The organism is Erythrobacter sp. JB1-15, assembly GCF_057365035.1.
On sequence record NZ_CP200295.1, the window covers coordinates 653450 to 666825 of the forward strand.

Below are 13376 nucleotides of genomic sequence, written 5' to 3' on the forward strand. Positions count from 1 at the left end.
CGCCCCTTTTGTAAGTGACTTGATCAGCGAACCCGCCTTACATCGTCGCTGTTGCGCCGAGGAAGAAATATGTGCCCACCGGGCTGACCGGATAGGCTTGCTCGGTTGTATAGGGATCGCGGCCGAACAGATTGTTCACACCGCCATAGACGGTGAACTGATCGGTGGCTTCGTAATTGAACGAGATATCGTGAATGAACACGTCGCTGCCCACGCCATTTTCGCGCGTGAACTGGAAGTTTGGTCCATCACCGATGGCCTCGATCTCAGCAGAGCGCAGTGCCATCGCGTCAAGATAGGTGACGCCGTAAGTCACGCTCAGACCGTTCCAATCCCATGTCAGTGAACCGCGCCCGGCCCATTCAGGACGCTGCAATTCGCCAAGCTCTGGATCGACCGAAGTCAGATCGCTGGGGTCGAAGAAATCATCGAGTTTTTCAACCCATGTGCCGCCGGCATTGATCGTGAAGCCGTGATCGCCAAGGTCAAAGTTGAACCGGGCAGATGCCTCGATACCAGCGGTTTCGCGCCGCGCGAAGTTGACAACCGACTGACGCAGGAAGCGGAAACCGCCATTGTCAGCGCGGCGATCCACATTGGCGCAAAACTGGTTATCAATCGAGGCTGAATCCACGCAATTGTCGACGATGTCCTGCGCGCTGACAGCGTTGATCGCGTCCTCCAGCTCAATATTGTAGTAATCGACACTCAGCACGAGGCCAGGCACAAAGCTTGGCGTGAATTGCGCGCCCACTGTCCAGGTCGTGGCGGTTTCTTCCTGAAGGTCTGGATTGCCCGAAACCGAACCAGAAAAGCGTGCGGTGAGCGGATCAACAAAGGCATAGGCGCCCGTGCCAAGCGTTTCATCGACGCCCAATTGGTCAAAGATCGCGGTGCAGTTTGCCTGACGCAGTGCCGGATCAGCCGCCGTCGCAAGCTCTGCCACATCGCATGGGTCAACCGGGCGGAATGTTGCGCCCTGTGCGGGGCTGAACAGCTCTGTGATATTTGGCGCACGGATGGCGCGGGCATAAGAGCCGCGGAACAGGATGTCCTCCACAGGAGCCCAGATGCCGCCGACATTCCATGTGAAAGTCGTGCCAACGGTCGTGTAATCAGACCAGCGCGCCGCGCCTTCCAATTCAAGCACTTCGGCAAAGGGGACGCCTGACAGGATGGGAAGGCGGATTTCACCGAACAATTCGTAGACGGTAAATTCGCCGCCATCATTGTCGATGACTGCATCGGGATCGAACACCAGCGAGTTCGCCGCTGTTGGAAGATCACGGATTAGATCGCCTTCATTGGCATCGGCGGTTGTCACCGGGATCACGCCGCGCACCAGCGGGTCAAAGTTTGACCGGCTCACTTCTTCGCGGAATTCGAAACCGGTCACAAAATCAATCGGACCGCCCGGCAGTTCAAGGAACGCGCCGGTATCGCCGGTAAAGATCGCGCTGAACACCAATTGTTCCAGCTCGAACACGTCGGTTGTGGTCGCGGTGATGAAATCAATCGCATCCTGACTGATCGCGCCTGACCCGCCAAGCACATTGGCCGGACGGCACTGGCCATCGCCGGGGTTAAAGGTGAAGAAGCCCGGATCGCCCACGGGAATGCCAAATGGCGTTGTCGCAGGCGCGGTGGGATCGATATCAGAACGGCAGATCGGATTGCCCGTTACCGGATCGCTGATCACGTCAATCGCGGCGAACCAGCGGTCTGTGATAACGCGGTTGTTATCAATCGATGTGCGCTGGAACGTGCCGTAATTCCCGGTGATCTCATAGCTGAAATGATCGGTGATATCGCCGCGCATACCAGCGACAAAACGCCATGTTTCGTATTCTTCGCGGTCACGGTTGGGGCCAAGGTCGGCCGGGTCTCGGGTGAGATACAGCCCTTCTTCCACCCCATCGCCAAAGAATAGCGGCGCGACAAATTGCTGCAAATCGCCCGTGATGAACGGGTTATCCGCGCGGATCGTCAACAGATCGTAGAAGGTGTTGGGCTGGGCCTGAAATTCCGCCGAGTTCGAAACATATTTTCCTTCGAAGAACAGTTCGGCCTCGTCAGAAAACTCATAGCTGAAATTGGCATTGATCGACCAGCGCTCGGTTTCCGGGATCAGAGAGTTTACGTTAAACTCGTTAGGAATGCCGTTCCCGCCGAACTGGTTGAACGTGCCTGTGACAAGGCCATCCTGATACACGCTGAGCGAGCCGTCATCATTGATAACCGCACAGCCACCTGCAAGACCGAAAGCGCCCGGATTAAAGGTGGAGTTGAAACCGACCGAGCTTTCAAGGCAATCGGCAATGCCGTTATTGTTGATATCCGGACCATCGCTAAGCCCGATATCGCCGGGTGCAACAATGCCGCCCGCAGATGAAAGCGAGAAGCGCGGATCGCGCGCAAAAAGGCGAGTGGTGGAATTGGCTGCGCGGTCAAGCAGGGCTTGTTCAGCTGCCGTTGGCGTGAAGCCATCTGCGCTGCCGGGAATCAAACCGCCAGTGAATGCGCCATTGGCCAAAAAGTTCGGTGTGTCAGCGGCGCTAAGCTCGCCGGTTTGAAAGCGCAGAGCCGGGTTTGGCTGATCGTCTTCATTGTTGTTGTCGCGCGAGAATGCGCGGTCGCCGATTTGGATTTCGTCAGCACGGGCATATTCGCCAGAGATCACGAAATTGCCGCGACCATCGGCAAAATTGGTGCCCCATGTCAGATCGCCATTGATCCGGAAAGCATCGCCTTCACCGCTAAGGCCCCCTTGGATATTGGCTTGAAGGCCTTCGAAATCGTCTTTGAGGACAAAGTTCACAACGCCTGTCACAGCGTCCGCACCATAGATCGAGGATGCGCCGCCTGTCAGCGTTTCCACCCGCTCAATCAGCGCGGTCGGGATCGAGTTGATATCGACCGCCTGTTCGCCAGCCACACCGGAGACGTGCCGCCGGCCATTGACGAGCACCAAAGTGCGGTTCGCGCCTAGCCCGCGCAGGTTCAGCACCGATTGGCCAACGCCTTCGGAAAAGATACCATCAATCGAACCATCCGTGCTGGTCGAAGTGGTGAGAGCGGGAACATCGCGCAAAGTGTCCACCACATCGGCCGTGCCTGCACGCTTCAATTCTTCCGCAGTCACCGACAGTATCGGAGCAGGCGCGCCAACATTGGGATCGCGCGCAATGCGCGAACCTGTCACCACGATCACCTGTTCATCTGCGCCATCATCTGCTGGAGGGGGCGGCGCATCTTGCGCATGGGCAGCAAACGGCAATGTGCTTGCGGCGGTAAACAGCAAAGCGTGGCGGGAGAATTTGGCGTATTGCAAGAGGGCCTCCTGAGGTGTCTGGGCAATCAGACATGCTGCAAGTGCGAAGTCGGGTAAAGAACGACATGCCAATTTGTAACTTTAGCGTAACGATTGCGGCAATTATGTTGCAAATGTGCACCGCAATTGGTCACATCTCATCGCGCCGCTCGCGATTGGTGCTCATGCAGAAGGCAAAGGCTGCTTGACCCTGCACCGCCCTTGGCCGAATAGCTGCGGCGTATTTGCGACAATTTATCAGGGGCATTGACCGATATGAGCGCACGCATCGCGGCCAGAATTGCGAAGACGATAACCGCAGGCATTGCGGCCTTGGGTCTGGGCCTTCTGGCCACTACCGCATCGGCCCAATCCTTTGCAGATGGCGAATTTGACGCTGCCATCCCGACGCTTGAAAGCGCGGTGGGCCATGCACCGGGCACGCGGATCACTTCGCCCGAAGAAGCGCATGCCTATCTGCGCGCTCTGGTCGCTGCTGCGCCGGATCGCACGCGGCTGGTGGAATATGCGCGCACATGGCAGGGCCGTCCGCTGCATTACCTCGTCATCACCGCGCCTGAGAATATGGCGCGCATTGATGCGATCCAATCGGACCTTGCCACCATCGCAGCGGGCCGCGCGGGCAATGGCAGCGCGCTGCCTGTCACCTGGCTTGCCTATAGCGTGCACGGCAACGAAATCTCGGGCACCGATGCCGGATTGATGATGGCTTATCATATGCTGGCGGCGCAAAATGATGCGCGCGTTACGCAAATCCTGCGCGATACCATTGTCGTTATTGATCCGCTGCAAAACCCCGATGGCCGCGCGCGGTTTGTCCATAATTTCCGCACCGCTTTGGGGCTCACCCCGCTGGGCGACAGGCAAACCGCAGAACATGACGAGCCGTGGCCATCAGGACGCGTCAATCATTACATGTTCGATCTCAACCGCGATTGGTTCACTTTAAGCCAGCCCGAAACGCGCGGCAAAGTTGCGGCTGTGCGCGCGTGGAACCCGGTTGTGGTGAAAGACATCCACGAAATGGGCGGGGATGAAACGTACTTCTTCAGCCCCGCTGCAGACCCCATCAATCCCAATATCACCCCTGAACAATTGCGCGGATATGAGATTATCGGGCGCAACAATGCGCGCTATTTCGATGAGTTGGGCCAGCCTTATTTCACGCGCGAGGTCTATGACCTGTTCTACCCCGGATATGGCGACACTTGGAACGCGCATCACGGCGCGATTGGCAGCACTTATGAGCAAGGCTCTTCGCGCGGGCTGCTGTTTGACCGCCGCAATGGCGAAACGCTGACTTATGCGACAACAGTGCGCAATCAGTTCATCGCGAGCCTCTCCACTGCCGAAGCGGTGGCGGAGAACGCGGATTATTTCCTCTCCAGCTTTGCATCCTACCGCGCGGGCAATGCCAATGGCGCAGCGGGCCGGGGCAGCTATGTTATCGATCTGTCGAAACGCCGCTGGAATGCAGAAGGCCTGGGCCGCAGATTGGCCGCCCAAGGCATCACCGTTCTGCGCCGCGATGGCCCTGTCAGCGTGTGCGGTACGCGCTATCCGGCAGGATATCTCGCCGTTCCCCAAGCCCAGCCCGCTGCGCGGCTTGTGCGCAGCCTGCTTGACACAAACACGCCATTGCCGCGCCAGTTCATTATCGAGCAGGAACAGCGCCGATCCGAGGATCAACCGCACGAACTCTACGATGTAACCGCCTGGTCTGTTGGCCTGATGTCGGGCGTGGACGTGTCGCTGTGCACCGGCGCGGTGGGCGGTTCGGCCTTGGATGCCAGCGCCCCTATCGCTCCGATAACCGAGGGCAGCGGCAATTACGCCGTGGCTGTCCCGTGGACCGATAGCGGGCAGGCGCGCCTTGTCACACTCGCATTGCGCGAAGGATTGGAAGCCCGCATTACCGATGAGGCTTTCACCCAGAACGGGCGGAAATTCGGGCGCGGCACAGTGGTTTTCCCGGCCGCCAGCAATACAGCAGAAGCCATGGCGCGTCTTGACGAACTGGCGCGCGAGATTGGCGCGCACACAGCCCGCATGCCATCAAGCTGGGTCGATGATGGCCCCAATCTGGGCAGCGAAGCGTTCGTCCGCTTGACATTGCCGCGCGTTGCGATGGCGTGGGATGATGGCGTGTCGCAATTGAGCGCAGGATCGGCCCGCTATGTGCTGGAGCGGAGGCTTGGACTGCCCGTCTCCCCCATCCGTACAGACCGGTTCGCGCGCGCGGATTTGTCCGATTATGATGTGCTGGTCGTGCCTGATGGGTCGCCTGCAGGAACGCTTGGACGCGGCGGCAGAAACACCATCGCGGATTTCGTCAAGCGCGGCGGCGTTCTGGTAACCCTGGGCAATTCGCTGCGCACCTTTGCAGGCGGCGATGATGCGCTGCTGTCTGTCACAAGAGAAGCCGCGCTGGGACTGGAGGCGGCAAGCGATGATGAAGCCAGCGCGCCTCTTGCCCAAGGCCGCGAGTTTACCAGCGAGGAAGAATACCGCGCCGCCATTCAGGATGAAACCGCCCTGCCTGATAATCTGCCCGGCGCTTTGCTCAACACCTTGGCTGATCCCGACCATTACCTGTCAGCAGGCTATGGCGATGGAGAAGGCGGACGCGCGGTGGTGAATGCCACAGGATCGCAGATTTACACCCCGCTTGACCGGGCTGATGGCGTGAATGTCCTGCGCTATGCCGGGCCGCAGCAATTACTCGCCAGCGGATATGTTTGGGACGAAAACCGTCGCCAGATGGCGTTCAAGCCGTATTTGATGGCTCAGCGTTCAGGCGACGGTTTGACAATTGCTTTCACCCAAGACCCCACCACGCGCGCTTATCTTGATGGGCTTGACCTGCTGCTGGCAAATGCCGTGCTGGTCGCGCCCTCACGGGAGCGTTAGAGCGCAAGCATTGATTACGAAAACCCGCTCACCCTGAGCTTGTCGAAGGGTCGTCCTTACCTTTTTTCGGAGAGCTCAAAGATAAAGTGCGGTCCACTGGCAGGCTCAGGACGAGCGGTGGTTTATGTTGGCCTCAGCCAGCACTCCCGTGCTCTTTGCGTGCAAGCTCGTGCAGCCAGTCTGCGTGACGCGGCGCTTTCTTCGTCTCGCTCCATTCGTCCAGCATTGCAGGCGCGACGCGTTTCAGCTCGGCGTATTGTTCGTCCGTACCGATATCGGCGGCGAGTTCGACGCGGTGGCCATTGGGATCGAAGAAATAGATTGATTTGAAAATGCCGTGATGCGTGGGGCCAAGCACGTCGATGCTTTGCGCCTCAATGTGATCTTTTGCCGCCATCAAAGCCGCTTCGTCAGGCACGCGGAAAGCGAGGTGCTGCACCCATGCAGGTGTGTTGGGATCGCTGCCCATTTCGGGCTGGTTAGGCAGCTCGAAAAACGCCAGGATATTGCCGCCGCCTGCATCCAGAAACACGTGCATGTACGGGTCATATGCGCCGGTTGAGGGCACGTGATCTTCAGCAAAGGCGGTGGTGTATTCCATGCCGAGCACGCGGCCATACCATTCGACCGTTTCTTTCGCGTCCTTGCACCGGTACGCCGCGTGATGGACGCCGCCCAGTTTAACGGGGTGGTTGGTAGTCGTTTTGGTCATCACTCTCTCCTCGTCATTGCGAGGAGCCGAAGGCGACGCGGCAATCCATGTTCGAATGGTTCATCAAGACGTTATGTCTGACGATGGATTGCTTCGCCTGCGGCTCGCAATGACGATACTATTGTCTAATCCGCCACATCCAGCACGCCGCGCGCGACCTGATCGCGTTCGATGCTTTCAAACAAAGCTTTGAAATTGCCTTCGCCAAAGCCGTCTTTGTAATCGCCCACGCGCTGGATGAATTCAAAGAAGACAGGGCCAATGCGCGGTTCTGCAAAGATCTGGAGCAGCAGGCGCGGGCTGCCGCCTTCGGTGGTGCCATCAAGCAAAATGCCGCGCGTTTGCAAGGCAGCCTCATCCTGGCCGTGGCCCGGCAAGCGTTCGGACAGCATTTCATAATAGGTTTGCGGCGGCGCGGTCATAAACGGCACGCCATGCTTTTGCAGCCGGTCCCAGCAGGCGACCAGATCATCACAGATCAACGCGATATGCTGAATGCCCTCGCCATTATATTCGCGCAGATATTCCTCGATCTGGCCTTTGCCGTTCTCGCCCTCTTCATTCAGCGGAATGCGGATTTTGCCATCGGGCGCGGTCAGCGCTTTGGATGTGAGGCCGGTATATTCGCCTTTGATATCGAAATACCGGATTTCCTGAAAGTTGAAGAGTTTCTCATAGAAATCAGCCCAATAGGCCATGCGCCCGCCATAGACATTGTGCGTCAGGTGGTCGATCAATTGGAAACCGCAGCCTTCGGGATGTTTGTCCGCGCCAGGCAGATATTCAAAGTCGATGTCATAGATGGAAAGCCCCTCGCCCGCTGCATCGGGATAGCGGTCAACGAGGTAAAGGATCGCGCCGCCAATGCCTCTGATCGCGGGGATGCGCAGTTCCATCGGGCCGGGTTCGTTGGCGACAGGCTCTGCGCCTTGCTCCATCAGATGATCGTAAGCTTTGGCCGCATCGCGCACGCGGAACGCCATGCCGCACGCTGACGGGCCGTGTTCGCGGGCGAAATACCACGCCGCGCTTTTGGGTTCGTAATTGGCGATAAGATTGATGCCGCCCTGCCGCCACAGATGCACATCTTTCGACCGGTGCTTGGCCACAAGCGCAAAGCCCATCGCCTCGAACACAGGTTCCAGCATGCCTTTTTCAGGCGCGCAAAATTCGACGAATTCAAAGCCATCAAGGCCAGCGGGGTTTTCAAACAGATCGCCGGGATGGATCGGGGCTTGGACAGTCATGAGGAGAACCTTCGCGCAAAACTATATGGTTTCAATTGAAACTATATAGGCAGAGTGTGACTATTTGTCAAAGGTCTCCCCCCGCTCCGCTCAGGATGTATCTTATGAACCAACCCTGCCCAGATTGAGCCCTTTGTCCGTTCTGCTGATACTCAGCCGGACGCCGAATGGTTCCCCGCTTTCAAAAGCCGAACGCGTTGGTTCATCGCTGAGATCGGCATTGCCGACAACCCGCTCGCCGCTGTCATTGCGCCCGATCCAAATGGCGGCTGCGCCTTTCTTGCCGTGATTGATGGTATAGCTTTCAACGGTGGCCATACCGAACGTTTCATCAGAACGCAGCACCGCATCATCGGCCAATGGCAGCGTTTCATACCGGTCATTGGCCGACCAGTCGGCAGGCTGGGCCGAATAGATGCCGGTCGCATATTTGCTCATCCACCCGCCATTGGCCCCGGTAAGAGCGAAGGAGCCGGGCCTGCCGCGCGCGCGCTGGACCGCTTCGCAAATGGCGTGGGCAGAGTAATTGTTTCCGGCCCCGCCAAAGAACGGCAATCCGCCTGTCAGCGTAAGCCCGCGCGGATCATCAGCGGCAAGACCGAAATGGTCGCATTGATTGAAAACGGGAATGGCAAAACAGGAATAGAAATCGAGGAAGGCCATATCCCCCATCCCTTTGCCTGCCCGGGCAAGTGCCGCCTCAACGCTGGCAATCGAGGCTGGATTGGCGGCCAGATCGGGCCGCTGTGACAGCATCAGCTCAGTGGCAGAGGTGACCGCGTGAATGTGCACCCATTTGCCTTGCGGCACGCCCAATTCGCGCGCTTTGCCAGCGCTGGCGATGATGATGCTTGCCGCCTGATTCACCTGGTCGCGCGCGACTGTCATGCGCGGATAGGGTTCTGCCACAATCCGGTTGCGCTGCGTAATGGTGGCGAGTTCTTCGGCGCTGCGTTCAACCGGCGCAGCGGCATGGGGATTGGCGGCGGCAACCTTCGTAAAAGGGGCAAACAATTCGCCAATATCGCGGCGATATTCATCAAGCGATTTGCCAAGCTTTGCCCGGCGCGCATTTTCGGCAATCGCATAAAGCGGGATCGCCCCGCCTGCCCCATGGGCGAACAATGCCGGTTCGATCATTCCGTCAAGGCCAAAGCCCTGATCCTCAAATTCGCCGCCAATCTCTTCGGACCAATCGGGCTTTTCCCCTTTGGCCGATAGAGCAAGCACGGTCGAAATCGCCTCGGCCCCGGTGATCACCGCGCATTCGCATTTGCCATCGGCAATATCGCGCGCAAATTCGCCAACCAGTTTCTGGTTGGTTTGGCCGCCGGTTGTCGTCAGGATCTGGCGAGCAGGATTGGCCCCGACGCGTTTGGCAATAGCGCCCGGCACATTGTCCGGCGCTCCAAAAGGCGGATCGCGATCAGGCCGCGACATTTCAAACGCGCGGATCGCAGCGAGCGTATCGATCGCGCCCGCCACAGACCCCGCAGCCCCGCTATCGGCAATCGCAGCGCTAAGCGACCGCCCGGCAAGGTCCATGTAAGACAAAGCCTCATAGCCGGGCTGATCGGTGCGTTCGGAATATTGCCCGACGCCAATGATGACAGGCGTATTGTCCGCAATGTGTGCTTGCAGATCAGTCAACGAAGCCGTCCACCCGCTCCACAATGATCGCAGGCGCCATGCCGCCCGCTGCGCACATCGTCACGAGCCCTGTTTTGAGGTCGCGGCGTTCCAGCTCGTCCAGCACAGTGCCGATCAGGATCGAACCTGTTGCCCCGATGGGGTGACCCAATGCGATCGAGCCGCCATTCACATTGACCTTATCCCAATCAAGACCAAGATCGCGCACGAATTTCGCTGCCACCACGGCAAACGCTTCGTTGATTTCGAACAGGTCGATATCCTCAAGGCTCATCCCGGCGCGTTCCAGCACCTTTTTGGCCGCGGGCACAGGCGCGTTCAGCATCAGCGTGGGATCATCGCCCATATTGGCGGTTTGCACGATCCGTGCGCGCGGTTTCAGCCCGTGCTTTTCAGCATATTCTTTCGAGCACACCAGCACCGCTGCTGCGCCATCGACAACGCCGGATGAATTGCCGGCATGGTGGAAATGCTGGATGTCGAGATCGGGATATTTCTGGTTGATCAGCCCCCGGAATGTCGTGCCGTTTTTATCGAGCGGTACATCGGCGATTTTGGTGAAAGCAGGCTCCAGCCCGGCCAATGTTTCCATTGTCGTTTGCGGGCGCGGATATTCCTCCCGGTCGAGCAGGACAGTGCCATCATCCGCCGTTACGGGAACGACCGACTTGTCAAAACGGCCTTCGGAGATCGCTTCTGCTGCGCGCTGCTGAGAGCGGAAACCAACTTCGTCCAACTCCTCGCGGGTGAACCCTTCCATTGTGGCAATCGCATCGCCGCAAATGCCCTGATGCGATTGCGGGTGAACGCTTTGCAGTCGTTCATTATAGCTGCCCATCATTGGCGGCTTTATCCCGGCCTGCATTTTCTCTTTCGACATCGCGGCCGTCAGGCTCATCATTTCGGTGCCGCCTGCAACGATGCAATCTTCCATACCGCTCATGACTTGAGCAGCGGCAAGGTTCACAGACGTGATCCCGCCCCCGCAAAAGCGATCCAAAGTCGTCCCGCTTGAGGTAATGTCATAGCCCGCATCAAGCGCCGCCATCCGGCCCAAATCGCCCGCCTGCATGCCGTCTTGCGTGGAAACGGACCAGATCACATCGTCCACTGTCGCGGTATCAAGGCCATTGCGCTGCGCAATCGCTTTCAGCACGGTTGCAGCCAAATGCTGCGGATGCTCTTCGGCCAGCGCGCCTTTGCCCTGTTTGCCAATTCCGCGCGGCGTGCGCACCGCATCAATGATGTAAGCTTGGCCCATAATATCCTCTTCCCATTTATCTTATCGAAATTGCTGTTGACGTTTTCGTAAACCGCCTGCACTTCTTTCACAAGAATAGGTTTCTAATAAAAATGGGAGTGAGAGCCTGATGAGCGAGGAAGTTCTGACGCAAGTCGATGACGGGGTTTTGATCGTGACGATCAACCGGCCCGAAGCCAAAAACGCGATGACCAAAGCGGCAGCCGAAGGCATTGCCGCAGCGATGGACCGCCTCGATGCTGAAGATGATCTGCGCGTCGGCATTCTGACAGGCGCTGGCGGAACGTTCTGCTCCGGCATGGACTTGAAAGGCTTCCTTCGCGGGGAAAGCCCCAGCGTTGAGGGACGCGGATTTGGCGGAGTTGTTCAGGCACCACCTGCAAAGCCGTTGATTGCCGCTGTCGAAGGTTATGCGCTGGCGGGCGGGCTTGAGCTGATGATTGCCTGCGATCTGGTGGTTGCAAATTCCGGCGCGAAATTCGGCATCCCAGAAGCCAAGCGCGGGCTTGTCGCTGCCGCTGGCGGCGTGATGATGCTGCCGGACCAGATCCCCGAACGCATTGCTATGGAATTGGCACTGACGGGCGACTTTATCGATGCGGCGCGCGCGTATGAGCTTGGCCTTATCAACACGGTCACAGATGGTTCGGCCCTTGATGGCGCGAAAGCGCTGGCCGCGAAAATCGCAGCCAATGGCCCGCTTGCGGTCAAGGTTTCAAAGCAGGTGATGAAGGAATCGCGCAGCTGGGCGATGGAAGATCGCTATACCAATCAGGGTAAGCTGATCGCGCCCGTATTCGTATCCGAAGACGCCCGCGAAGGCGCCGCTGCTTTTGCTGAAAAGCGCGCTCCCAATTGGAAGGGCAAATAAGATAGATATGGTTTGGTGCGCGCCGGCGGCGCGCGCCCAGGCCACCCGCGCCCTCCGCCCTTCCACCCGGATTATCGCATCGGGGCACGATCCGGGTGGAAGGGCGGAGGGCGCGGGTGGCTGCGGCATCAAGGAGAGAAACAAATGCCTGTAATCGACGTTCCCCAGCCCGCTTTCATGGAAGACGAGGAAATCGCGATTTTCGCTGATGCGGTTGGCAAATTCTACCAGCAGCATGCGCCCGAAAAACGTGTCGAAAAATGGCGCGAAGAGGGCCAGGTTGAACGCGAATTTTGGAATGAAGCCGGTGCAGCCGGCCTGCTCGGCGCATCCGTTCCCGAAGAATATGGCGGCCATGGCGGGGACTTTCGCCATGAAATGGTGGTGATTGATCAGCAATCAAAACACGAAGTGGATGGCTTTGCCGCCAGTCTGCACAACACCATTATCCTGCCCTATCTCGTGCGCCACGGCACCGAAGAGCAAAAGAAGAAATACCTTCCCAAGCTTGTGACAGGAGAGCTCGTCAGCGCAATCGCAATGACAGAGCCCGGCGTGGGATCAGACCTGCAATCCATCACCACGACTGCGCTGAAAGATGGCAATGGCTACCGGATCAATGGCGCAAAGACCTATATTTCCAACGGTCAGACCGCGGACTTTATCGTGGTTGTCGCCAAGACCGATCCGAATGAGCGGGCCAAGGGCATATCTTTGATGCTGCTGGAAACGGACGGGGCAGACGGATTCCAGCGCGGCAAAAAACTCGACAAGATCGGCATGGATGCAGCCGACACATCGGAGCTGTTTTTCGAGGACGTGTTTGTGCCAGCTGAAAATGTGCTTGGCGGGGTGGAAGGCAAAGGGTTCTATCAGCTCATGGGCGAATTGCCGCAGGAACGCCTCGTCATCGCGATGGGCGCTGCCAATGGTATTGAAAAAGCGCTGGAGACGACGGTCGAATACGTCAAATCGCGCAAAGCGTTTGGCCAGACCATCTGGGACTTTCAAAACACGCAATTTGTGCTTGCCGATCTGAAAGCGCGCGGCACGGCTGCGCGCGTTTTTGTGAATGACTGCATCGCCAAACTGCTCAACGGCGAGCTTGATGTCGCAACCGCCAGCATGGCGAAATATTGGGTGACAGAGCTGCAAGGCGAAGTCGTCGACAAATGCCTGCAATTGCATGGCGGCGCGGGCTATATCAACGAATACCCCATCGCCAAAATGTACCGCGACAGCCGCATCACGCGGATCTTTGGCGGGTCAAACGAAGTGATGAAAATGCTGATCGCGCGCAGCATGTAGACCCATATTTCAACTTCGAGGATGCAAAAAGGGGCGGCCCACTTTTACGGTGTGCCGCCCCTTCCTGTAGCCCTCTCCCAAAGGCC

The 13376-nt window shown here is 58.1% G+C and carries 8 protein-coding genes; 3 read left to right on the top strand and 5 right to left on the bottom strand.

The window, feature by feature from the left end; all coding sequences use genetic code 11:
* Positions 1-37 precede the first annotated feature (37 nt).
* Positions 38-3331, bottom strand: a complete 3294-nt coding sequence (locus tag AC0V6L_RS03130) for a TonB-dependent receptor domain-containing protein (RefSeq protein ID WP_486152968.1) — start codon at positions 3329-3331, stop codon at positions 38-40.
* A 255-nt stretch (positions 3332-3586) separates the two neighbouring features.
* On the opposite strand from AC0V6L_RS03130, the gene AC0V6L_RS03135 reads away from it, so the two are divergent.
* Positions 3587-6241 (top strand): M14 family metallopeptidase, encoded by a 2655-nt coding sequence (locus AC0V6L_RS03135; RefSeq protein ID WP_486152969.1) that lies wholly within the window; start codon positions 3587-3589, stop codon positions 6239-6241.
* A gap of 133 nt (positions 6242-6374) precedes the next feature.
* On the opposite strand, the gene AC0V6L_RS03140 is transcribed toward AC0V6L_RS03135, so the two are convergent.
* The 4 genes from AC0V6L_RS03140 to AC0V6L_RS03155 all read right to left on the bottom strand — a co-directional run bounded on the left by AC0V6L_RS03140 (position 6375) and on the right by AC0V6L_RS03155 (position 11111).
* Positions 6375-6953, bottom strand: coding sequence for a VOC family protein (locus AC0V6L_RS03140; protein WP_486152970.1), 579 nt, complete (start codon positions 6951-6953; stop codon positions 6375-6377).
* Between the two features lie 125 nt (positions 6954-7078).
* Positions 7079-8200, bottom strand: coding sequence for a 4-hydroxyphenylpyruvate dioxygenase (hppD, locus tag AC0V6L_RS03145; protein WP_486152971.1), 1122 nt, complete (start codon positions 8198-8200; stop codon positions 7079-7081).
* Positions 8201-8302: 102 nt separating this feature from the next.
* Complete coding sequence (locus AC0V6L_RS03150; protein WP_486152972.1) at positions 8303-9850, bottom strand: acetyl-CoA acetyltransferase; 1548 nt, start codon at positions 9848-9850, stop codon at positions 8303-8305.
* Positions 9843-11111 carry an acetyl-CoA C-acetyltransferase gene (locus AC0V6L_RS03155; RefSeq protein ID WP_486152973.1) on the bottom strand — a complete coding sequence of 423 codons (1269 nt, stop codon included), beginning with the start codon at positions 11109-11111 and terminating at the stop codon, positions 9843-9845. The genes AC0V6L_RS03150 and AC0V6L_RS03155 overlap by 8 nt, the downstream gene beginning before the upstream one ends.
* A gap of 109 nt (positions 11112-11220) precedes the next feature.
* Between AC0V6L_RS03155 and AC0V6L_RS03160 the strand changes: the two genes are divergently transcribed.
* Positions 11221-11982, top strand: a complete 762-nt coding sequence (locus AC0V6L_RS03160) for a crotonase/enoyl-CoA hydratase family protein (RefSeq protein ID WP_486152974.1) — start codon at positions 11221-11223, stop codon at positions 11980-11982.
* Positions 11983-12126: 144 nt separating this feature from the next.
* Positions 12127-13290: an acyl-CoA dehydrogenase family protein gene (locus AC0V6L_RS03165; protein ID WP_486152975.1), complete on the top strand. Its 1164-nt coding sequence runs from the start codon at positions 12127-12129 to the stop codon at positions 13288-13290.
* Positions 13291-13376: the final 86 nt, after the last annotated feature.

Coding starts and splice junctions, on each gene's coding strand:
- AC0V6L_RS03135 (WP_486152969.1), top strand. CDS start 3,587: ATGAGCGCACGCATCGCGGCCAGAATTGCGAAGACGATAACCGCAGGC.
- AC0V6L_RS03140 (WP_486152970.1), bottom strand. CDS start 6,953: ATGACCAAAACGACTACCAACCACCCCGTTAAACTGGGCGGCGTCCAT.
- hppD (WP_486152971.1), bottom strand. CDS start 8,200: ATGACTGTCCAAGCCCCGATCCATCCCGGCGATCTGTTTGAAAACCCC.
- AC0V6L_RS03155 (WP_486152973.1), bottom strand. CDS start 11,111: ATGGGCCAAGCTTACATCATTGATGCGGTGCGCACGCCGCGCGGAATT.
- AC0V6L_RS03160 (WP_486152974.1), top strand. CDS start 11,221: ATGAGCGAGGAAGTTCTGACGCAAGTCGATGACGGGGTTTTGATCGTG.
- AC0V6L_RS03165 (WP_486152975.1), top strand. CDS start 12,127: ATGCCTGTAATCGACGTTCCCCAGCCCGCTTTCATGGAAGACGAGGAA.